The 21,350-nt window shown below is 69.6% G+C and carries 17 protein-coding genes and 1 tRNA gene; 12 read left to right on the top strand and 6 right to left on the bottom strand.

The window, feature by feature from the left end; genetic code table 11:
- Window positions 1-51: 51 nt before the first annotated feature.
- Window positions 52-1,062, top strand: coding sequence for a ferredoxin reductase (locus KVT45_RS47695; protein WP_217558303.1), 1,011 nt, complete (start codon window positions 52-54; stop codon window positions 1,060-1,062).
- A gap of 7 nt (window positions 1,063-1,069) precedes the next feature.
- Entirely contained in the window at window positions 1,070-2,188 is a 1,119-nt protein-coding gene (locus KVT45_RS47690; RefSeq protein ID WP_217558106.1) for an acyl-CoA desaturase, read from the top strand.
- A gap of 682 nt (window positions 2,189-2,870) precedes the next feature.
- Here the strand turns inward: KVT45_RS47690 and KVT45_RS47685 are convergent.
- A complete protein-coding gene (locus tag KVT45_RS47685) occupies window positions 2,871-3,809 on the bottom strand; it encodes an AraC family transcriptional regulator (RefSeq protein ID WP_217558096.1) in 939 nt (312 codons plus the stop codon).
- Between the two features lie 130 nt (window positions 3,810-3,939).
- Between KVT45_RS47685 and KVT45_RS47680 the strand changes: the two genes are divergently transcribed.
- The 4 genes from KVT45_RS47680 (at window position 3,940) to KVT45_RS47665 (ending at window position 7,450) form a co-directional block, all read left to right on the top strand.
- On the top strand, window positions 3,940-4,770 hold the full coding sequence (locus KVT45_RS47680; RefSeq protein ID WP_217558294.1) for an NmrA family NAD(P)-binding protein: 831 nt from the start codon (window positions 3,940-3,942) through the stop codon (window positions 4,768-4,770).
- Window positions 4,767-5,216: a nuclear transport factor 2 family protein gene (locus KVT45_RS47675; RefSeq protein WP_217558088.1), complete on the top strand. Its 450-nt coding sequence runs from the start codon at window positions 4,767-4,769 to the stop codon at window positions 5,214-5,216. The genes KVT45_RS47680 and KVT45_RS47675 overlap by 4 nt, the downstream gene beginning before the upstream one ends.
- A gap of 519 nt (window positions 5,217-5,735) precedes the next feature.
- The gene (locus KVT45_RS47670) at window positions 5,736-6,014 is read left to right on the top strand and encodes a hypothetical protein (protein WP_217558071.1); all 279 of its coding nucleotides are present in this window, start codon (window positions 5,736-5,738) and stop codon (window positions 6,012-6,014) included.
- A gap of 176 nt (window positions 6,015-6,190) precedes the next feature.
- Window positions 6,191-7,450, top strand: coding sequence for a recombinase family protein (locus KVT45_RS47665; protein ID WP_217558063.1), 1,260 nt, complete (start codon window positions 6,191-6,193; stop codon window positions 7,448-7,450).
- 143 nt (window positions 7,451-7,593) lie between these two features.
- Here KVT45_RS47665 and KVT45_RS47660 read toward each other — a convergent pair.
- Both KVT45_RS47660 and KVT45_RS47655 read right to left on the bottom strand, forming a co-directional pair.
- Window positions 7,594-7,678: transfer RNA gene (locus tag KVT45_RS47660), tRNA-Leu, on the bottom strand.
- A gap of 137 nt (window positions 7,679-7,815) precedes the next feature.
- Window positions 7,816-8,241: a MarR family transcriptional regulator gene (locus KVT45_RS47655; protein ID WP_308311089.1), complete on the bottom strand. Its 426-nt coding sequence runs from the start codon at window positions 8,239-8,241 to the stop codon at window positions 7,816-7,818.
- A 61-nt stretch (window positions 8,242-8,302) separates the two neighbouring features.
- Here KVT45_RS47655 and KVT45_RS47650 point away from each other — a divergent pair, with 61 nt between their 5' ends.
- Window positions 8,303-9,217 (top strand): LLM class flavin-dependent oxidoreductase, encoded by a 915-nt coding sequence (locus KVT45_RS47650; protein ID WP_217558057.1) that lies wholly within the window; start codon window positions 8,303-8,305, stop codon window positions 9,215-9,217.
- Here KVT45_RS47650 and KVT45_RS47645 read toward each other — a convergent pair.
- From KVT45_RS47645 to sucC, 3 genes are read right to left on the bottom strand one after another with little or no spacing between them, the layout of a single operon-like run.
- Window positions 9,207-10,742, bottom strand: coding sequence for an aldehyde dehydrogenase family protein (locus tag KVT45_RS47645; RefSeq protein ID WP_217558047.1), 1,536 nt, complete (start codon window positions 10,740-10,742; stop codon window positions 9,207-9,209). The genes KVT45_RS47650 and KVT45_RS47645 overlap by 11 nt on opposite strands.
- A 3-nt stretch (window positions 10,743-10,745) precedes the next feature.
- Window positions 10,746-11,642: a succinate--CoA ligase subunit alpha gene (gene sucD, locus KVT45_RS47640; RefSeq protein WP_217558039.1), complete on the bottom strand. Its 897-nt coding sequence runs from the start codon at window positions 11,640-11,642 to the stop codon at window positions 10,746-10,748.
- A gap of 11 nt (window positions 11,643-11,653) precedes the next feature.
- Entirely contained in the window at window positions 11,654-12,784 is a 1,131-nt protein-coding gene (sucC, locus tag KVT45_RS47635) for an ADP-forming succinate--CoA ligase subunit beta (protein WP_217558024.1), read from the bottom strand.
- Between the two features lie 143 nt (window positions 12,785-12,927).
- Here sucC and KVT45_RS47630 point away from each other — a divergent pair, with 143 nt between their 5' ends.
- The 5 genes from KVT45_RS47630 (at window position 12,928) to KVT45_RS47610 (ending at window position 20,933) form a co-directional block, all read left to right on the top strand.
- Window positions 12,928-14,610, top strand: coding sequence for a thiamine pyrophosphate-binding protein (locus KVT45_RS47630; RefSeq protein ID WP_217558014.1), 1,683 nt, complete (start codon window positions 12,928-12,930; stop codon window positions 14,608-14,610).
- Window positions 14,611-14,622: 12 nt separating this feature from the next.
- The gene (gene frc / locus KVT45_RS47625; protein ID WP_217558006.1) at window positions 14,623-15,855 is read left to right on the top strand and encodes a formyl-CoA transferase; all 1,233 of its coding nucleotides are present in this window, start codon (window positions 14,623-14,625) and stop codon (window positions 15,853-15,855) included.
- Window positions 15,856-15,859: 4 nt separating this feature from the next.
- The gene (locus KVT45_RS47620) at window positions 15,860-18,019 is read left to right on the top strand and encodes an acetate--CoA ligase family protein (protein ID WP_217557996.1); all 2,160 of its coding nucleotides are present in this window, start codon (window positions 15,860-15,862) and stop codon (window positions 18,017-18,019) included.
- Between the two features lie 126 nt (window positions 18,020-18,145).
- Window positions 18,146-19,534 carry an OFA family MFS transporter gene (locus KVT45_RS47615; protein ID WP_217557986.1) on the top strand — a complete coding sequence of 463 codons (1,389 nt, stop codon included), beginning with the start codon at window positions 18,146-18,148 and terminating at the stop codon, window positions 19,532-19,534.
- Window position 19,535: 1 nt separating this feature from the next.
- Complete coding sequence (locus tag KVT45_RS47610; protein ID WP_217557978.1) at window positions 19,536-20,933, top strand: OFA family MFS transporter; 1,398 nt, start codon at window positions 19,536-19,538, stop codon at window positions 20,931-20,933.
- Window positions 20,934-21,350: the final 417 nt, after the last annotated feature.

The raw sequence follows: 21,350 nt of genomic DNA, 5'->3' as shown, positions 1-21,350 counted from the left end.
GGAGCCATGACGAGTGCAGCGCTCCGCAGTAGGGCGTGGAAACTGCTGGAGATGGTCACGACGCCGCTGCTGCCGTCGGACTACCTCGACCTGGTCAGCCCGCTGCGTGCGGGCGCTGACCTGCGTGGGCGCATCGAGGCCGTGCACCCCGAGACGGGTGACGCCGCGACCATCGTGATCAGGCCGGGACGGGGGTGGCGCGGCCACACAGCCGGTCAGTACGTGCGGCTCGGGGTCGACGTCGACGGGGTGCGCCTGTGGCGTGCCTACTCCATCACCTCGCCGACAAACCGTCAGGACGGCCGCGTCACGATCACCGTGAAGGCGATCCCGGACGGCAAGGTCAGCAACCACCTGGTCCGCAGGGCGAAACCGGGCACGCTGATCCAGCTCGACCAGCCGACCGGTGACTTCGTGCTGCCGCGGGCCAAGCCCGCCAAGGTGCTCTACCTGACGGCCGGCAGCGGCATCACGCCCGTGATGGGCATGCTGCGCGACTCCGAGTTCGACGACGTCGTCATGGTCCACTGCGCGCCGCAGCCGCAAGACGTGATCTTCCGCAACGAACTGCACGACCTGGTCGCGGCCAAGAAGCTGCGGCTCACCGAGGTGCACACCGACACGGACGGCATGCTCGACATCGCCCGTCTCGACGAACTCGTGCCCGACTGGGCCGAGCGCGAGACCTGGGCCTGCGGGCCCGCGGGCCTGCTCGACGCCGCCGAAGAGCACTGGACCGAGCACGGCGTACAAGAGCGCCTGCACACCGAACGCTTCCGCCCCGGCATCGTCGTCGCCGGCGACGGCGGCGAGGTCACGTTCAGCGCCACCGGCAAGACCGTCGACGCGGACGGCGCCACGCCGTTGCTGGACATCGGCGAGGAGGCCGGCGTGCTCATGCCCTCCGGGTGCCGCATGGGCATCTGCTTCGGCTGCATCACGCCGCTCAAGGCGGGCGCCGTCCGCGACCTGCGCACCGGCGAGATCACCGCGGCCGAGCCGGGCGTCCTCATCCAGACCTGCGTGTCCGCCGCAGCGGGCCCCTGCGACATCGAACGGTAGGAGCACCTTGACCGCCATCGACCCCACCGCCCACCTGACCGCGGAGCAGATCGAGGAGCTCGGCCGCGAGCTGGACGCGATCCGCGACGAGGTGATCGCCGGCCGCGGCGAGAAGGACGCCGTCTACATCCGTAAGGTCATCTCGGCGCAGCGCAAGCTCGAGCTGGTCAGCAGGGGCGTGCTGCTGTTCTCGTTCTTCCCGCCCGCGTGGCTGCTCGGCACCGCCGGTCTGTCCGTGGCGAAGATCATGGACAACATGGAGATCGGGCACAACATCCTGCACGGCCAGTGGGACTGGATGCGCGACCCGAAGATCCACTCCACCAGCTGGGAATGGGATCACGTCTCGCCGGCCGAGCAGTGGAAGCACTCGCACAACGAGCTGCACCACACGTACACCAACGTGATCGGCAAGGACAACGACCTCGGCTACGGCATCATGCGCGTCGACGAGGACCAGAAGTGGCACCCGTTCCACCTCGGCCAGCCGCTGTGGAACTTCATCAACGCCTGCTTCTTCGAGTACGGCATCGCCGCCTACGACCTGGAGCTCGGCAAGAACCTGCACAAGCGCCGCCGCAAGAACCCGGAGTTCCGCGCGCGGGCCAGGGCCGTGGGCCGCAAGATCCGCAAGCAGGTGCTCAAGGACTACGTGATCCACCCGCTGCTGTCGGGCCCGTCGTTCCTCACCACGCTCGCCGCCACGTTCACCGCGAACCTGGTCCGCAACATCTGGTCCCACTCGGTGATCATGTGCGGGCATTTCCCCGAGGGCGTGCAGGTCTTCGAGCGCCGGTCGATCAAGGGCGAGACGCGCGGCCAGTGGTACCTGCGCCAGATGATGGGCTCGGCGAACATCAGCGGCAGCAGGGCCATGCACTTCATGACCGGCAACCTGTCGCACCAGATCGAGCACCACCTGTTCCCGGACCTGCCGAGCAACCGGTACGCCGAGGTCGCGGTGAAGGTGCGCGCGCTGTTCGAAAAGTACGAGCTGGAGTACGTCACCGGGCCGCTGCCCAAGCAGGTGTTCTCCGCGTGGCGCAAGGTCTTCCGGCTCTCGCTGCCGAACAAGAAGCCCAAGGTCAAGACGCCGGAGCGCGAGCAGGAGCTCGTCGCGGCCTGATTCCCGGTATTGGTTCAGATCTTTCGGCCGTACCGGCGGCACCACCGGGTTCGGTGAGATCCGTTGCGGACGGTGGGCGGCCGCGACATCAGACCGTACGCCACGGGCTCCGGGCAGCCCGGTGTCCGGCTGCGCTGCCTGGACGTGCGCCAGGAGCTCAGCACACAGCCCCCGGCGAGGTGTTGCAGAGCGCTGACCTGCCGTGGTCGGGCCGGTAGTCGGGTGCGTACGCGCACTCGGACTGCCGACGGGCGGGCTGGGTGGAAGGCATGGGCTGTGACGTGGACACTGCCGGAACCGATGCCCGCCGCCCTGTGTCCGACCCTGCGGTGCCGCCGGGGTGGGCGGGTGAGCCGAAGCAGGACGGAGGGCGGGCCCTGGTCTGCATCGACGTGGGCCGGGTAGTGCTGCACTCACGGCGGGGCACGAGCCTGGCGGCTTCGTTCCCGGAGATCGAATGCGGGAGCAGCCGGCTGCCGGACGCGACGGCACCGGACGGCGTTATGCGACCTGCACGGGTGTCTCAGGCGACTTGTCCCCGATCGGCCCCTTCAGTGGCGAGCCGCCCCGTCACCGGCGGAACCTCCGCGCAGATCAAGGTGTTGATCGTCGACAAGGCACCGAGGTACGGACGTCCAGAAGGCGTCCCGATCGGGATGCTTGCACCAGGGCATGACGCTGCTCACGAGCCGTGGTGCGTGGTGAGCAGTCGGGTCTGGGCGGCCGTTCGCTCCCTCTGTCGCCAGGTTCCGGGCGGTTCTCCGTGGTGGCGACGGAAGGCTGCGGCGAAGGCGAAGGGGGAGCCGTAGCCGACGGCGTCGGCGATCTGGGGCAGGGTGAGATCGTCGGCGCGCAGGTGGTCGCGGGCGATGGTCATGCGCCATTCGGTCAGATACTGCATGGGGGCCTGACCTAGAGCCTCCCGGAACACCCGCGCGAAGGCGGCCCGGGACAGGCCGCTGACCGCGGCGAGTTCGGGGACCGTCCACGGGTGGGCCGCGTTCTCATGCATGGCTTGCAGCGCGGCTCCCAGCCGCGGGTCCGCGGCCGCCCGGTACCAGCGCGGTGCGGTCGCACTGCGACGAAAGTCGCTGCGGATGGCCAGGACGAGCAGCAGATCCAGGAGGCGGTCCAGGACGATCTGCTGGGCGAGCTCGTTGCGGACCAGTTCGCGGGACAGCAAGGTGATCACGTCCCGCAGCGGATCGTCATCGGCCGCCGAGAGGGTCATGACCTGGGGCAGCGCGTCCAGCAGCCCGCTGCCGACATCGCCGGAGAACTGGTAGGCGCCGCACAGGAAAACGGTGGCCTGCGGGTTGTCCCCGGGGCGCGACTGGGCGTGGCGTGCCCGGAACTCCTCCGGCTCCAGGCAGGCGGCGCCCGGCTCATGCCCGATGTAGTGGTCCGGTCCGCCGCGTACCAAGGTGACGCTTCCTGGTATGAGCTCCACGGTGCTGTCGGGGGTGTTCAGCCAGAGGTAGCCGCGGCCGCGGACGACCGTGTGTACCGACAGCTGTATCGAACCGCCCAGCCGCAGACCCCACGGCGGCTGGGCGACCGTCCGCGCGAACACCGCGCCGGTGGCGCGTGCCCGCACCAGGTGGTCAGCTAGCAGGTCCATGGGATCAGCTTGACCAGCACGAGCATCCAGGGTCAAGGCGTGAGAGCTTTACGTAAAGTTCTGAGCAAATCACGCATGGATTGTCTCGCTCTGGGCTTCGAGCATGGAGTCATGAACAAACGAAGCACCCATCGCACTCATCCTCGGCGGCACCGGCCGGACCGGCTCGCTGCTGGCCGACGCGCTCGCCCAGCGAGGGATCATCCCCCGTACCGCGGCACGAAGCGGAGCGGACGTCCGGTTCGACTGGGACGCCCCGGCCACCCACCAGGCCGCCCTGGACGGCGTTGACCGCCTCTATCTGGTGACACCCACCGCGCGTATCAGCTACGCCGGCCAGGTCAGGGCCTTCCTGGACCTCGCCGAGGCGGCCGGCGTGCGCCACGTCACCTACCTGAGCGTCTACAACGCCGACCAGGCGCCGACGGAGGTCGACATCGCGGCCGTCGAGGCCGACCTGGCGTCCCGGCACGGCATCACGCACTCGGTCCTGCGCACGTCGTGGGTGATGCAGAACTTCGCCGACGACCACCTCCCGGTGATCGACGGAGTGATCATGGTCCCTAGCGCCGGCGGCAGGGAAGCCTTCGTCGACGCGGCCGACATCGCGGCGGTCGCGGTCCAGACGCTGCTGGACCCCGCAACCCACGCCGGCGCCACCTACTCGCTCACCGGCCCGCAGGCCCTCACCTTCCAGGAGGTCGCGGACATCATCGCCGCCGTGAGCGACCGCCCCGTCGCCTACCACGACATCGACCAGGAAACGTGGATCAAAAGCGCGCTCGCAGCAGGAGTCCCCGCCGACTACGCGGTGATGATGCGCTGGCTCACCGGCAGCGTCATCGCCGGCAACGGTGCTGCGCCCACCGGCGACATCGAGAAGGTCACCGGCCGGCCGGCCACCACCTTCCGCGCGTTCGCCGAGCGCACCGCCCACGCCTGGACCCCGGAGGCGAAGTGACCAAGACCGTTGACGACAAGGCTCCCTTCGGGGCGGACAGCCCGTTCTTCCGCATCATCAAGGAGGGGCTGGACGGCCTGGTCGACGGGGAGGACTACTACGACCTCCTCGCCGAGGACGTGGTCTTCGAGTACGTGATCACCGTGCCGGGCTACCCCCGGCGGGTCGAGGGACGCCAGGGGATCATCGACCTGTACAGCGACTACGGGGACTACATCAAGCTGCGCGGCGCGGACAACCTCCGCGTTCACCGGGACCCCGAGACCTCGACGGTCGTCCTGGAGTACGAGGTCCACGGCACGTCGGCGGTGACGGGACGGCCCTACGACAACCGCTTCGTCTCCGTCGTGACCGTCAAGGACCGCAAGGTGACGCACTGGCGCGACTACCTGGATCCCATCGCCGTATTCGACGCGCAGGGATGGCCGGCGGACCGGCGCTCGTAACAGCCGGCGCACCCGCCGAGGCCACCGTCACCCAGAGGCGATCGGCTTCCTCACCAAGGCGCTCAACGCCTGAGCCCTGGCGCCGCGCCCGCGTCTGCTGCAGGCAGACGCGGGCGTGGCGACCGCCTTCAAGACGTCACGGGGAGAGAGGCTACGTTGCCGCCGGGCTGGTGGAGAGCTTCGCGCAGGGCGGCATTCTCCGCTTCGAGTTCGGCGTTACGCAGGGTCAATGCCTGGATGTGGTTGGCGTAGGCGGCGATGGTGGCGCGCGCCTCTCGCTGCTCTGCCGCGTGTTGAGAGCACAGCGTGCGCTCCGCCTTCTTGGGCGAGCGATGTCCGCGGTCAGAACGTCGGTCTGCGGGCGGGGTACGTCGGGTGTCTTGAGGAGCCCGGTGAGGATCTTCGACAGGGGTGAGCGGTGGTAGGTGGCGCGCGAGAAGCCGCTTCTTTGCACAGCGTGGAGATGGTCAGGGCGCCGCTGGTGTGTTCGGGGGTTCCGGTCACGATTCGCTCGAAGGCGTGGATGACGGCCTGGTCCGTACCCGGTCGTATGGGAACGTCGGCGTGTTCCAGGGCGTGCCGCAGCTGCAGCGCGGCGGAGTCATCCATGCGTCGGGGGAAGGGAGCTTCCGCGACGCCACCCGATGCGGTTCCTCCCCGGAGAACGTGTTCCGAACCAGGCTGTTCATCTGGCACAGCATTGGCTTTCTCGATCTCCGCGCGGACCGCTTCGAAATTTCAGCATGTCAAGGCCGTTACGTGACCGCGGGACGTTTCGATCTTCACTTCTTGGGGTGAACCGTCCCTGGTCTTCGCGCACGTTGACACCCCTGCGGGTATGTCCTCAGTGCGGGGCAACTCGGCGACCGGCAGGAGGCGTCGAACATGGCAGCGCATAATGCCGTACCCCGACAGGCGCCTGGCCCGTCGGCGGGCCACGGAGTCCTGACCCGGCCACATCACGAGCCTGGCAATTGCTGGGCGCCCAGGCACTGGCGTCCGGGCACGGGCGGATCGTCGCCGAGTACTTCGATGTCGGCCGCAGCCGGACCGTCCCCTGGGCCCGGAGGCCGCAAGCAGCCGCGCTGCTCGCCGCGATGGCCGACCCGGACCGGGACTTCGACGCGGTCATCGTCGGCTCCAGCGAACGCGCCTTCTACGGCAACCAGTTCGCAGCCATGGCCCCGCTGTTTGAGCATCATGGGGTTGAGGTGTGGGTGCCGGAACTGGGCGGCGCCATCGACCCGCAGATCGCCGGCCAGGAAGAACTCGTGATCGTCCTCGGTATCCTCTCCAAACGGGAGATCACCCGCGCCCGTATCCGGGTCCGCAGCGCGATGACCGTGCAGACCCGCGACCAAGGCCGCCACCTCGGCGGCCGACCCCCCTACGGATACCGGCTCGTCGACGCAGGCCCGCACCCCAACCGCACCCTCGCCCGCCGCGGCGTCCGCATCCAACGCCTCGACATCGACCCTGAGTACGGACCCATCGTGTCCTGGATCTTCACCCAACGCCTCGCCGGCCACAGCGTCGCCCGCATCACCCGCGCCCTCAACGATGCCGGCATAGTCAGCCCGTCCGCCGCCGACCCAGACCGCAACCCGCACCCGACCAGCCGACGGTGGATCCTCACCACGGTACGCACCATCCTGGCCAACCCCCGCTACACCGGCCACCAGGTCAGGAACCGGCAGCGCACCGACCACGACCTCATCGACCCCGCCAACACCAGCCTCGGCCACCGCGACGTAATGCGCTGGAACGCCCCCACCGACTGGATCATCTCAACGACACCAGCACACACGGCACTGGTCAGCGAGGCCGACTTCGTCACCGTCCAGCACACTCGCGCCGCCCGGCACACAGCACCGGGGCGGACGTACACCCTGGCGGGGCTACTGCGCTGCGGAATCTGCGGGCGCCGCATGGAATCCCACTGGACCCACCGCCCCGCCTACCGGTGCCGCCACGGCCACTCCAGCGCCGCCCCGCCCCTCCCCCACCGGACGTCCAACGCCTACGTCCGCGAGGACCACGTCCTGCCCCACCTGCCCGCACTGGTCATCCGCCTCACCGGGCACAAGGCCAACCTCAACGCATCGGCAGCTCCACCGGCACCGGTCGCCGCGGTCGAGTATCTCCGCGCCGAATCGATCTCCATGATCTTCGACCCGACCGCCGGGACCCTGACCGCGGACACCCCACGAGGAGAAAGGATCGCCATCGGCTGACCGGCATCACAGCAGCACACGCAAGCGTATGAAGGAGGAAGTCGCAAGCCTGCCGAAACGACAGAACACCCGCGCCCGGCCAGAAGCCGGAGGCGGGTATCGGTCTGCCCTGCCCGTGAAACGGGGCTCAGGGGGCAACGGTGTGTCCGAGGGGGGACTTGAACCCCCACGCCCGATAAAGGGCACTAGCACCTCAAGCTAGCGCGTCTGCCATTCCGCCACCCGGACTAGGTGTCTGCCGCCTGACCGGGGGTGTTCCCCGCGGCGACATGGACAACAATACCAAGCTTTCGGAGTGCCTTTCACCTGCGTTTCCGTCGGTATACCCGCAGGTCGGCGGCGCCTCACCGTGCGTATCCGACGTGCTACCGACCGGGCAGCAGCGCACGCAGGGCCCGGACCAGCGTCGCGGCCGTCCGATCGTCCAGTGGCGCCAGAAACCGCCGCTCGGCCGCCAGCCGCGCCTCCTCGGCCCGGCCCATCCGCTCGCGCCCGGCATCGGTCAGCTCGACGATGTTGCGCCGTCGGTCCTGCGGGCTGCGTCGGCGCTCGACCAGCCCGCGCTGCTCCAGCCCGTCGAGGAGGGCCACCATCGTCGTCCGGTCCACCCCCAGCCGCCCCGCCGCCTCGATCTGCGACAGCTGCTCGGGCCCGGCGAGCACCACCAGTACCGCCAGTTCGTGCCCGTCCATACCGAACGGCGCGAGCGCCTCGGCCGACGTCCGCGCCAGCTCGGCCTGGACGTGCTTGAGCAGGTAGCCCAGCCGGGTTTCAAGAGGATCACTGACCACGCCGTAGACGATATCGAAAACTGATCGTCATGAAGACTGACGATCTAATACGCTGACGGTCATGACGACGACCGTGCGCTTCGGCATCAAGACGACACCCATGCACGTCCCCTACGACGACATCCGCCGCGTCTGGCAGGAGGCCGACGCAATACCGGAGATCGCGGACGCCTGGCTCTGGGACCATCTGCTGCCCGTGGCCGGGCCGAAGAGCGGCGCCGTCCACGAGGGCTGGACGCTGCTCGCCGCGCTGGCCGCGCAGACCGGGCGGCTGCGGCTCGGTCTGCTGGTGACGAGCAACCGGATCCGGCCGCCCGCCCTGCTCGGCAAGATGGCCTCCACCGTGGACGTGATCTCCGGTGGGCGGCTGGTCCTGGGGCTGGGCGTCGGCGGCACGCATCAGCCGCCCGGGGCGGGCGGGATCGCCGGTGAGAATCCGGCGGTCGCGGAGTACGAGGCGTACGGCCTCACGCTCGTGCCGCCGGCCGAGGGCATCGCCCGGCTCGACGAGACCGTACGGATCCTCAGGCTGATGTGGACGCGGGACGTCTTCGACTTCGAGGGTGCGCACTACCGGCTCAGGGGAACGCGCAACGAGCCCAAACCGGTGCAGCGCCCGGGGCCCCCGCTGCTGATCGGCGGCTGGGGCACCCGGCTGCTGCGGCTGGCCGCCGAGCACGCGGATGTCTGGAACGTGCCCGGGCCGCCGCACAACACCGTGGAGTTCGTCGCCGAGCGAGCCAGGGTGCTGGACGCGCACTGCGCCGAACTGGGCCGGGATCCGGCGGAGATCGTCCGCTCGGTCCAGGTCCTGGTGTCGTACGACGACCCGGCGGTGACCCGTGCCACGGTCACCGCCCTGGTGCGTGCCGGGATGAACCACATCGTGCTGAGCCTGCCGCGCCCCTATCCGCAGGGGGTGGCCCACCGGCTCGCCGAGGAGGTCATCGCCCCGGTGCTCGCCGTCACGGCATGAGCTGGTACTCCGGGAAGTTGCCCGGCAGCCGTTCCCCCGCCGGTCCCTGCGTCACCGCCCGCACCAGCAGCTCCCCGCCGACGAAGGCCCCCCGCCAGGACGCGCCGAAGCCACCGAAGAGCTCGTCGCGGTCGCCGCGGGAGCGTGGCTTTCCGTGGCCGACCTTGAAGGCGCGGATCTGCGGGGCCAGCCGCGCGAAGGTGGGCTCGTCGTCGGTGGAGAGCGTGGCGACCAGCGCGCCGTTGGAGGCGTTCATGGCGGCCAGCAGTTCGGCCTCGGTGTCGACCAGGACGATCGTGTCGACCGGGCCGAAGGGTTCCGCGTGGTGGAGGGGGGAGGACGGGGGCGGGTTGAGGAGGGTGACCGGGTGGACGTACGACGCGGTGTCCTGGCCCGGCAGGAAGCGGGCGTCGGCCGGGCTGCCGCGGTGCAGCGGGACGGCGCCGCGGTCGACGGCCTCGGCCACCTGGTCGGTCAGGTCCTTGGCCTTGGCCGCGTTGATCACCGGCCCGAAGTCCAGTTCGGGGAGCGGGTCGGCGGGGTCGGAGACCGCCAGCGGGTGGCCGATCCGCAGACCCCGGACCGCTGGGAGGTAGGCGGCGAGGAACTCGTCGAACAGCTCTCGCTGGACGACGAAGCGCGGGTAGGCGGTGCAGCGCTGTTTGCCGTAGTCGAAGAGCTTGGGGACGACGGCGGTGAACGCGGTCCAGTCGGTGAGGTTCCAGATGCCCCAGGTGTTGAGTCCCTCCTGTTCGAGTACGTGCCGTTTGCCTAGGTCGGTGACGGCCGTGGCCACCGCCGCCCCGGTGTCCCGGCCGCCGACGAAGGAGACGCAGCCGATCTCCGGCGCCCGCACCAGCGCCTCGGACAGCTCGCCCCCGCTGCCGCTGAGCAGCGTCACCGGCAGGCCCTCCCGGGCGGCCAGCGCGCAGGCCAGGGTGAGACAGGCGACCCCGCCGTCGGTCGGGGTCTTCGCCACCACCGCGTTGCCCGCCAGAGCCTGGACCAGTACCGCGTGAACGAGCACGCTCATCGGGTAGTTCCAGCTGGCGATGTTGGACACCGGCCCGTCCAGCGGGGCCCGCCCGGCGAGCATCGGCTCGATGCCGTCGACGTACCAGCGCACCCCGTCGATCGCCCGGTCGACGTCCGCCTGGGCGAGCCGCCAGGGCTTGCCGATCTCGCGGACGAGGAGGAGGGCGAGGAGTTCGCGGTGTTCGGTCAGGGCGTCCAGGGTGGCGGCCACCCTGGCCCGGCGCTCCGCCAGGGGGACGTGCCGCCAGGCGCGGTGCTGGTCGAGGCAGGCGCGGACGGCCCGGCGGGCGGTGTCCCGGTCCAGGCGTGGGGCGCCGGCTATGGGGCTGCCGTCGACGGGGCTGGTCGCGGGGAGCGGGCGGCCGTCGGGCCGCCAGGCGGCGGCCCAGAGGTTGAGGACGCGGTCGTCGCGGAAGGCCTCGGGGGCGACGGCGAGACAGCGCCGCCAGGCGTCGTCCCAGGCGGTGCCGGGTTTCTCGGCAAGAGCCATGGTTCAGCTCCCTTCCGGCTGTCGCGCGTCGAGCAGTTCCAGGACCAGCCGGGCGGTCTCGGTCGGCGTGCTCCCCACCCGCACCCCGACCGCCTCCAGCGCCTCCTGTTTGGCCCGCGCGGTGCCGGCCGAACCGGAGACGATGGCGCCCGCGTGCCCCATGGTGCGGCCCTCGGGTGCGGTGAACCCGGCGATGTAGCCGACGACCGGCTTGGTGACGTGCTCCCGGATGTAGGCGGCGGCCCGTTCCTCCGCGTCGCCGCCGATCTCCCCGATGAGGACGACGAGTTCGGTGTCCGGGTCGTCCTGGAAGGCGCCCAGGCAGTCGATGTGGCTCGTCCCGACGACCGGGTCGCCGCCGATGCCCACGCAGGTGGAGAAGCCGATGTCCCGCAACTCGTACATGAGTTGGTAGGTCAGCGTGCCCGACTTGGAGACGAGACCGATCCGGCCGGGCTTGGTGATGTCGGCGGGGATGATGCCCGCGTTGGACTGGCCGGGGGTGATCAGCCCCGGGCAGTTGGGACCGATGATCCGGGTGCCCCTGGCCCGGGCGTACGAGGTGAAGGCCACCGAGTCGTGGACCGGTATGCCCTCGGTGATCACCACCGCCAGCCCGATACCGGCGTCGGCCGCCTCCAGCACCGCTGCCTTGGCGAAGGCCGGCGGCACGAAGACGACGCTGACGTCGGCGCCGGTCGCCGCCGTGCCCTCGGTGACCGTGCCGAAGACCGGGACGGCACGGTCGTCGAAGTCGACGGTCTGCCCGGCCTTGCGCGGGTTGACCCCGCCTACGACGTCCGTGCCGGCCGCGAGCATCCGGCGGGTGTGCTTCATGCCCTCGCCGCCGGTCATGCCCTGGACGAGGACCTTGCTCTCCTTGGTGAGATAGATCGCCATGACAGAACTCCTCAGGCGGTGTGGGCGAGTTCGGCGGCGCGGCGGGCGGCGCCGTCCATGGTGGTGGCCTGTTCGACCAGCGGGTGCGCGCGGCCGTCGAGGATCGCCCGGCCGCGTGCCGCGTTGTTGCCGTCGAGACGGACCACCAGCGGCCTGGTCAGCCGGACGGTCTCCAGGGCCCGGACGATGCCGTCGGCGACCGCGTCGCACGCCGTGATCCCGCCGAAGACGTTGACGAAGACGGACTTCACGGCCGGGTCGGAGAGGATCACCGAGAGTCCGTCGGCCATGATCTGGGCGGACGCCCCACCGCCGATGTCCAGGAAGTTGGCGGGCCGCGCGCCGCAGCCGGCCACCACGTCCAGGGTGGACATCACCAGGCCCGCGCCGTTGCCGATGATGCCGACCTCGCCGTCGAGCCTGACGTAGTTGAGCCCCTTCGCGGCGGCCGCCGCCTCCAGCGGGTCGGGGTGCCCGGCTTCGTCGGATCCCCAACGGGCTTGCCGGAAGCGGGCGTTGTCGTCAAGGGTGACCTTGCCGTCGAGCGCCAGGATCCGGCCCTCTTCGGTGCGCACGAGCGGGTTCACCTCGACGAGCAGCGCGTCCTCGCGGACCAGCACCTGCCAGAGCCGTACGAGGACGTCGACGGTCTGCGGCGGCAGTCCGGCGGCCGCGGCGATCTCCTGGGCCTTGGCGGAGGTGACGCCGACCGCGGGGTCGACACGGACCCGTGCCACCGCCTCCGGCCGGGTCGCGGCCACCTCCTCGATCTCCATGCCGCCCTCGGCGGAGGCGATCGCCAGGAAGCCGCCGGCCGCCCGGTCGAGGACGTAGGAGACGTAGAACTCGCTCTCGATGTCGACGGGTTGGGCCAGCATCACCTTGCCGACCGGGTGCCCCTTGATGTCCATGCCGAGAATCTGACGCGCCGTGAGTTCCGCCGCGGCCGGGTCCGCGGCGAGCTTCACGCCGCCCGCCTTGCCCCGGCCACCGGTCTTGACCTGCGCCTTCACGACGACCCTGCCGCCGAGCCGGCGGGCGATCTCCCGGGCCTCCTTGGGCGAGTCGGTGACCTCGGCCCTCGGTACCACGATGCCGTGTTCCTCGAAGAGTTCCCTTGCCTGGTGTTCGTACAGGTCCATTTCGGCTCCTGTCTTAAAAGTGCCGCACGCCCCCTGGACACCACCCACCGGATGCGGGATAACAAGGTTCATACAGTATTCGTCGACTGTATGCAATATACGAAGACGGCATCCCACCCCCTACGAAGGGACAGGACTTCGCCATGCCCGACGACACCCAGGACGTGATCTCCGGTGGTCATCTCGTTGCCAAGGCGCTGAAGGCCGAGGGGGTCGACCGCATCTACACCCTGTGCGGCGGCCACATCATCGACATCTACGACGGCTGCGTCGACGAGGGCATAGAAGTCGTCGACGTCCGCCACGAGCAGGTGGCCGCCCACGCCGCCGACGGTTACGCGCGCATCACCGGCAGGCCCGGCTGCGCGGTCGTCACGGCCGGTCCGGGTACGACCGACGCCGTCACCGGGGTCGCCAACGCCTTCCGCGCGGAGTCCCCGATGCTGCTGATCGGCGGCCAGGGGGCACTCACCCAGCACAAGATGGGGTCCCTGCAGGACCTGCCGCACGTCGACATGATGGCGCCGATCACCAAGTTCGCGGCGACCGTACCGGACACCGCCCGCGCCGCCGACATGGTCTCCATGGCGTTCCGCGAGTGCTACCACGGCGCGCCCGGCCCCTCCTTCCTGGAGATACCCCGCGACGTCCTCGACGCCAGGGTCCCGGCCGCGAAGGCCCGCATCCCCAAGGCCGGCGCCTACCGGGCCTCCACCCGCTCGGCCGGCGACCCCGAGGCGATCGAGAAGCTCGCCGACCTCCTCGTGCACGCCGAGAAACCGGCCATCCTGCTCGGCAGCCAGGTCTGGACGACCCGCGGCACCGCAGACGCCATAGAGCTGGTACGGACCCTCAACATCCCGGCGTACATGAACGGGGCCGGGCGCGGCACCCTGCCGCCCGGCGACCCGCACCACTTCCAGCTCTCCCGCCGGTACGCCTTCTCCAACGCCGACGTCATCGTGATAGTCGGGACCCCCTTCGACTTCCGTATGGGCTACGGCAAGCGCCTCTCCCCCACCGCGACCGTCGTCCAGATCGACCTCGACTACCGCACGGTAGGAAAGAACCGGGACATCGACCTCGGGATCGTCGGCGACGCGGGCCTGGTCCTGAAGTCGGTGACCGAGGCCGTCTCCGGCCGCGTCAACGGTGGTGCTTCCAGGCGCAAGGAGTGGCTCGACGAGCTGCGCGCCGCCGAACAGACGGCGATCGAGAAGCGGTTGCCGCAGCTGAGGTCAAACGCCTCCCCCATCCACCCGTACCGCCTGGTCAGCGAGATCAACGACTTCCTCACCGAGGACTCGATCTACATCGGCGACGGCGGCGACATCGTCACCTTCTCGGGGCAAGTGGTACAGCCCAAGTCCCCTGGCCACTGGATGGACCCGGGCCCGCTCGGCACCCTCGGCGTCGGCGTCCCCTTCGTGCTCGCCGCCAAGCAGGCCCGCCCCGACAAGGAGGTGGTCGCCCTCTTCGGCGACGGCGCCTTCTCTCTCACCGGCTGGGACTTCGAGACCCTGGTCCGCTACGACCTCCCCTTCGTCGGGATCGTCGGCAACAACTCCTCGATGAACCAGATCCGTTACGGCCAGGCCGCCAAGTACGGCAAGGAGCGCGAGCGGGTCGGCAACACCCTCGGGGACGTCCACTACGACAAGTTCGCCCAGATGCTGGGCGGTTACGGCGAGGAGGTCCGCGACCCCGCCGACATCGGCCCCGCCCTGCGCCGGGCCCGGGAGTCCGGCAAGCCGTCGCTGATCAACGTCTGGGTCGACCCGGACGCGTACGCCCCCGGAACCATGAACCAGACCATGTACAAGTGAGGTGGAACGCCCATGACCACCAAGGCACTTGAGGGCATACGCGTCCTCGACATGACCCACGTCCAGTCGGGACCCTCCGCCACCCAGCTGCTCGCCTGGCTCGGCGCGGACGTGGTCAAGCTGGAGGCGCCGAGCGGTGACATCACGCGCAAGCAGCTGCGCGACCTCCCGGACGTCGACTCCCTCTACTTCACGATGCTCAACTGCAACAAGCGGAGCATCACCCTCAACACCAAGACCGAGCGCGGCAAGGAGCTCCTGACCGAGCTGATCCGCCGCTCGGACGTGATGGTGGAGAACTTCGGGCCTGGCGCGGTCGACCGGATGGGGTTCACCTGGGACCGCATCAAGGAGATCAACCCCCGGATCGTGTACGCCTCCATCAAGGGGTTCGGCGAAGGCCCGTACACCGACTTCAAGGCGTACGAGGTCGTCGCCCAGGCGATGGGCGGGTCGATGGCCACCACCGGCTTCGAGGACGGGCCGCCGCTGGCCACCGGCGCGCAGATCGGCGACTCGGGCACCGGAGTGCACGCAGTAGCCGGAATACTGGCGGCACTCTTCCAGCGGGAGCACACCGGCCGCGGCCAGCGCGTCAACGTCGCCATGCAGCACGCCGTACTGAACCTCTGCCGGGTGAAACTGCGCGACCAGCAGCGGCTCACGCACGGCCGGCTCGCCGAGTACCCGAACGACGACTTCGGCGACGAGGTGCCCCGCTCCGGCAACGCCTCCGGCGGCGGCCAGCCCGGCTGGGCGGTCAAGTGCGCGCCGGGCGGCCCGAACGACTACGTGTACGTCATCGTGCAGCCCGTCGGCTGGCAGCCGATCACCGGGTTGATCGGCCGGCCGGAGCTCGCGGACGACCCCGAGTGGGCGACCCCGGAGTCCCGCCTGCCCAAGCTGAACAAGATGTTCCAGCTGATCGAGGAGTGGTCCTCGACGCTCCCCAAGTGGGAGGTGCTGGAGCGGCTCAACGCCCACAACATCCCGTGCGGGCCGATCCTGTCCACCAGGGAGATCATCGAGGACGAGTCGCTGGTCGCCAACGAGATGGTGGTCACCGTCCCGCACCCCGAGCGCGGCGAGTTCGTCACCGTCGGCAGCCCGCTCAAGCTCTCCGACTCCCCTGTCGACGTCACCAGTTCGCCGCTGCTGGGCGAACACAACGAAGCGGTCTACATCGGCGAACTCGGCCTCGGCGAGGAAGAGTTGCGCCTGCTCAAGTCGAACGGGGTGATCTGACGTGATGGCAGAGGACCGGGAGCTGCGGGTCCGTGAACTCCTCGACGCCGTGCGGGCGGACGGTCGTACCGCCCTCACCGCGCCGGAGGGCAAGGTGATCGCCGACGCGTACGGGATCGCCGTACCGGGCGAGGAACTGGCCGCCGACGTCGACGAGGCGGTGGCGTACGCGGCCCGCTTCGGCGGGCCGGTGGTGATGAAGATCGTCTCGCCGGACATCCTGCACAAGACCGACGCGGGCGGGGTCGTCGTCGGGGTGGAGGGCGCGGCGGACGTGCGCGCGGCCTTCCACCGGATCGTCGAGAACGCGAGGGCCTACGACGCCGAGGCGAAGATCGAGGGCGTCCAGGTCCAGGAGCTGCTGCCGAAGGGCACGGAGGTCATCGTCGGCGCGGTCACCGACCCCACCTTCGGGAAGGTCGTCGCCTTCGGGCTGGGCGGGGTGCTGGTCGAGGTGCTGAAGGACGTGACCTTCCGGCTCGCGCCGGTCACCGCGGACGAGGCGCTGTCGATGCTGGACTCCGTCAAGGCGGCCGAGGTGCTGCACGGGGTGCGCGGTCAGGCCGGCGTGGACCGGTGGGCGGTCGCCGAGCAGATCCGCCGGGTCTCCCAACTGGTCGCGGACTTCCCGGAGATCGCCGAGGTGGACCTCAACCCGGTGATCGCCACCCCGGAGGGCGCGGTCGCCGCCGACATCCGGATCATCCTCGCCGAGCAGCAGCCGGCGCCGCGCCGGAAGTACACGCGCGACGAAATCCTGACCTCCATGCGCCGGCTGATGCAGCCCCGCTCCGTCGCCGTGATCGGCGCCTCCAACGAGCAGGGCAAGATCGGCAACTCGGTGATGCGCAACCTCGTGGACGGCGGCTTCGCCGGGGAGATCCATCCGGTGAACCCCAAGGCCGATGACATTCTGGGCCGCAAGGCGTACAAGAGTGTCACGGACGTTCCCGGTGAGGTGGACGTGGCAGTCTTCGCCATTCCCGCCAAGTTCGTGGCAGCGGCGCTGGAGGAGGTGGGCCGGAAGCGGATCCCCAACGCCGTCCTGATCCCCTCCGGCTTCGCGGAGACCGGCGAGCACGAGCTCCAGGAAGAGATCGTCGCCATCGGCGAGCGCTACGGCATCCGGCTGCTCGGCCCGAACATCTACGGCTACTACTCCACCTGGCAGGACCTGTGCGCCACGTTCTGCACGCCGTACGACGTGAAGGGCGGGGTGGCGCTGACGTCCCAGTCGGGCGGGATCGGCATGGCGATCCTGGGCTTCGCGCGCACCACGAAGACGGGTGTGTCGGCGATCGTCGGCCTCGGCAACAAGTCGGACCTGGACGAGGACGACCTGCTGACCTGGTTCGGCGAGGACCCGCACACCGAGTGCATCGCCATGCACCTGGAGGACCTCAAGGACGGCCGCGCCTTCGTCGAGGCGGCGCGAAACACCGTACCGAAGAAGCCTGTTGTGGTCCTCAAGGCGGGGCGTACGGCGGCCGGGGCCAAGGCGGCCGGTTCGCACACGGGCGCGCTCGCGGGCGACGACGCGGTGTACGACGACATCCTGCGGCAGGCGGGCGTCATCCGGGCGCCGGGCCTGAACGACATGCTGGAGTACGCGCGCGGCCTGCCGGTGCTGCCGGCCCCGCAGGGCGACAACGTCGTGATCATCACCGGCGCGGGCGGCAGCGGTGTCCTCCTGTCCGACGCGATCACCGACAACGGCCTGTCCCTGATGGAGATACCGCCGGACCTGGACGAGGCGTTCCGCCGCTTCATCCCGCCCTTCGGCGCCGCCGGCAACCCGGTGGACATCACGGGCGGCGAGCCGCCGTCGACGTACGAGGCGACGATCCGGCTGGGCCTGGAGGACCCGCGGATCCACGCGCTCGTCCTCGGCTACTGGCACACCATCGTCACCCCGCCGATGGTGTTCGCGGAGCTGACCGCGCGGGTGGTCGCGGAGTTCCGGGAGCGGGGCATCGAGAAGCCGGTCGTCGCCTCGCTCGCGGGGGACGTCGAGGTCGAGGAGGCCTGCCAGTACCTGTACGAGCGGGGGGTCGTGGCGTACCCGTACACGACCGAACGGCCGGTGGCCGTGCTCGGCGCCAAGTACCGCTGGGCGCGGGCGGCCGGGCTGTTGGGGAGCGGACGGTTGGGGGGCGGGTCATGACGTAGCCGAGGAAGGGGCCGGCCGGCGGAGCGCGTCCCCGGCCGGCCCCGGGACCCGTGCGCGCACGAAAGGCATTGGACAGGGGGCGCTGGCCAGAGCTTTCGACGCAAGGGGTGCTGAGCGAACATGTCATCCATCGATCTATCGGCGTCCGTCCCCTTCAGGGAGGTGACGGACCGCAACGGCCGCAGGTACCGGATCGGCGAACGCGATGTCGATCTCATGGGCCGGACACGGAAATGGATGGTCATCCTGCCCTGGGTGGGCATGATGGGCATCAGCTCCGCCGAGTACGCGTTCACGTCGGCGGAGGACACGCTGCACGAGGCGCATCTGTGGAGCAGCGGGCACATCTTCTGGCTGATGGGCGTCTGGGTGTTCTTCCAGGCGGCCGTGGCCTTCCCGGCCGGGCAGCTGCGGGAGAGCGGCCGGCTCCCCGCGCGTACGGCCATGCTGATCGGCGCGGCCGGCACGCTGCTGGGCTATCTGGCGCTGGCGTTCGCGCCGAACGTGGTCGTCGCCTATCTCGGCTTCGGCATGTGCAGCGGTATCGGCGCCGGTCTCGTCTACGCGACCTGCGTGAACATGGTCGGCAAGTGGTATCCGGAGCGCAAGGGCGGCAAGACGGGCTTCGTGAACGGCGGTTTCGCCTACGGGTCGGTGCCGTTCGTGTTCCTGTTCACCTCGGTCCTCGACCTGGGCAACTACAAGGTCCTGCTGTCCTCGGTCGGCATCGGACTGTGTCTGGTGGTGGCGTCGGCCGGCTGGTTCTTCAGGGACCCGCCGAAGAACTGGTGGCCGCCGCACGTGGACCCGCTGAAGGCCACTCAGGATCCCAAGATACGAAGGGCGTTGGAGAAGAACCCTCCTGCGGTCAAGCAGTACACCCCGAGGGAGGCGGCCCGTACGCCGGTCCTGTGGATGATGTGGTTCTGCCTGCTCTGCACGGCCGGCATCAACATCTTCGGCATCGCCTTCCAGGTGCCGTTCGGCAAGGACATGGGGTTCGCGGGCGGGATCGTGGCCACCGCGATGTCGTTGAAGGCGATCGTCAACGGCACCGGACGCGGCGTCATCGGCTGGATCTCCGACCGCTACGGCCGCCGTCACACGCTCATCATCGTCTGCATCGTGCTCGGCACGGCACAGTTCGGCGTACTGGTCTCCGGCCAGATGCACAGCATGCCGTTCTTCCTCTTCTGCTCCATGGTCTCCGGGTTCGGCGGCGGGGCGATCTTCCCGCTCTTCGCGGCCATGACGGCGGACTACTTCGGTGAGAACAACAACGCCACCAACTACGGGATGGTCTACAGCTCCAAGCTGATATCCGGCCTGGTGGGCTCCGGCCTGGGCGCGGTCGTCGTCGGTGAGTGGGACTACCACGGCGCGTTCGTGCTCGCGGGCTCCGTCGGCCTGGCCTCCGCAGTACTGGCCCTCTTCCTCAAGGCACCGGGCAGGCCCAGCGCCCGGCGCATCGTCCCCAACCCGCAGCCGCTCGGCGAGGAGATGGCGTGACATGACGGCAGACCCTGTAGCCACGAACAGCACCGACGCCGGACGACGTTCGTACCGCGAGGTCACGGACGCGCGCGGCCGGGTGTACCGGATCGGCGAGACCGACCGGGACATCCTCGGCCACTCCCGCAACATCATGGTGTACCTGCCGTGGATAGCCATGATGGCCATCAGCGTCTTCGAGTACGCGTACGGCTCCGCGGAGGACACCCTGTCCCACGCGCACGGCTGGACGCAGTCCAACACGTTCTGGATCCTGAGCGTCTGGGTGTTCTTCCAGGCCGGCATCGCCTTCCCGGCGGGCTGGCTGCGCGAGAAGGGCATCCTCACCGCGCGCCGAGCGATGTACACCGGTTCCGGGATGTGCCTGATCGGCTTCCTGGCCCTGTCGCACATCAGCGAGATATGGCTGGCGATCCTGGGCTTCGGCGTGATCGGCGGCCTCGGCTCCGGCCTGGTCTACGCGACCTGCATCAACATGGTCGGCAAGTGGTTCCCCGAACGCCGGGGCGCCCGCACGGGTTTCGTGAACGGCGGCTTCGCGTACGGCTCGCTCCCCTTCATCTTCATCTTCAACTACGCCTTCGACACGGCCAATTACCACCGCGTCCTGGACCTGATCGGCGCCTACGTGATGGTCGTCGTCCTGGTCACCGCGTTCTTCTTCAAGGACCCGCCGAAGAACTGGTGGCCGGCCGACGTCGATCCGCTCACGCACGCGAGCGACACCAGGACCGGCGCGGCCCTCGCCAAGAACCCGCCCGCGGTACGCCAGTTCACGCCGAAGGAGGCGATCCGCACCGGCATGCTCCCCCTGATGTGGATCTCCATCGTCATGACAGCGGGCGTCTCGATCTTCGGCATCTCGTTCCAGGTGGACTTCGCGAAGGACGTCGGCTTCGGCCCCCTGGTCGCGGCCTCCTCGATGGGCGTGATGGCGGTCATCAACGGCATCGGCCGCGGCGTGGTCGGCTGGCTCTCCGACCGCCTGGGCCGCAAGCCGACCCTCGTCTTCGTCATCGTCGTCCTCGGCCTCGCCCAGTTCGGCGTCATCTGGGCCGGTGACGTCAAGAGCGAGTGGCTGTTCCTGTTCTTCGCCTTCCTGTCCGGCTTCGGCGGCGGCGCCTTCTACCCGCTGTTCGCCGCCCTCACCCCGGACTACTTCGGCGAGAACTACAACGCCACCAACTACGGCCTGGTCTACAGCGGCAAACTCGTCAGCGGCCTCTTCGGCGGCGGCCTCGGCTCCATGGTGGTCGGCGCCTGGGGCTACAACGGCGCCTACGCCCTGGCCGGCGGCATCTCGATGCTGGCGGCGGGGGTGGCCCTGCTGCTGCGGCAGCCGGGCCGGGGGACGACGGCGAAGGTGGGGGCGGTACAACCGCAGACGGCAACCTGACGACTCGCCGCCTGTTCCAGTACCACCGCCCCAGTGCGGTTGGTGCTCCTCTCGCATCAAATCGACGGGTTGAGTCCCGGATCGGCGTCCGGGACTCAACCGCTTCCCGGCTCGACCGCTCGCGGCGACGCGAAGAGCAGGATCAACAACCTGATGCATTCGGCGCCTCGGCCTTCACTGACTTCCCAAGCCGCTGTGTGGCCCGGTACGAAGGCCCGGGGCAGATTCTGAATGTCAAGCGGCGATGGCAAAGCGGAAGTGGAAGTGGACCGAAGAAGAGGCGGCACTTCGCAAAGAGGACCGGGCACGCCCATTTCCGGGGGTACCGCTTCTTCCTGGGCCAGGAGGCGAGGGTCAACCCTGCCCCCGAGGCGCAGCGGCGGCACGAGGTTGGGAACCCACACCGGCTGGCCAGCG

The organism is Streptomyces sp. GbtcB6, assembly GCF_019091475.1.
Lineage (GTDB): Bacteria > Actinomycetota > Actinomycetes > Streptomycetales > Streptomycetaceae > Streptomyces > Streptomyces hyaluromycini.
The sequence above is the reverse complement of the archived record's forward strand: the minus strand, read 5'-3'. Positions and strand labels throughout refer to the sequence as shown.

Coding starts and splice junctions, on each gene's coding strand:
- KVT45_RS47695 (WP_217558303.1), top strand. CDS start 52: ATGGTCACGACGCCGCTGCTGCCGTCGGACTACCTCGACCTGGTCAGC.
- KVT45_RS47685 (WP_217558096.1), bottom strand. CDS start 3,809: ATGGACCTGCTAGCTGACCACCTGGTGCGGGCACGCGCCACCGGCGCG.
- KVT45_RS47650 (WP_217558057.1), top strand. CDS start 8,303: ATGACGACGACCGTGCGCTTCGGCATCAAGACGACACCCATGCACGTC.
- KVT45_RS47645 (WP_217558047.1), bottom strand. CDS start 10,742: ATGGCTCTTGCCGAGAAACCCGGCACCGCCTGGGACGACGCCTGGCGG.
- sucD (WP_217558039.1), bottom strand. CDS start 11,642: ATGGCGATCTATCTCACCAAGGAGAGCAAGGTCCTCGTCCAGGGCATG.
- sucC (WP_217558024.1), bottom strand. CDS start 12,784: ATGGACCTGTACGAACACCAGGCAAGGGAACTCTTCGAGGAACACGGC.
- KVT45_RS47630 (WP_217558014.1), top strand. CDS start 12,928: ATGCCCGACGACACCCAGGACGTGATCTCCGGTGGTCATCTCGTTGCC.
- frc (WP_217558006.1), top strand. CDS start 14,623: ATGACCACCAAGGCACTTGAGGGCATACGCGTCCTCGACATGACCCAC.
- KVT45_RS47620 (WP_217557996.1), top strand. CDS start 15,860: ATGGCAGAGGACCGGGAGCTGCGGGTCCGTGAACTCCTCGACGCCGTG.
- KVT45_RS47615 (WP_217557986.1), top strand. CDS start 18,146: ATGTCATCCATCGATCTATCGGCGTCCGTCCCCTTCAGGGAGGTGACG.
- KVT45_RS47610 (WP_217557978.1), top strand. CDS start 19,536: ATGACGGCAGACCCTGTAGCCACGAACAGCACCGACGCCGGACGACGT.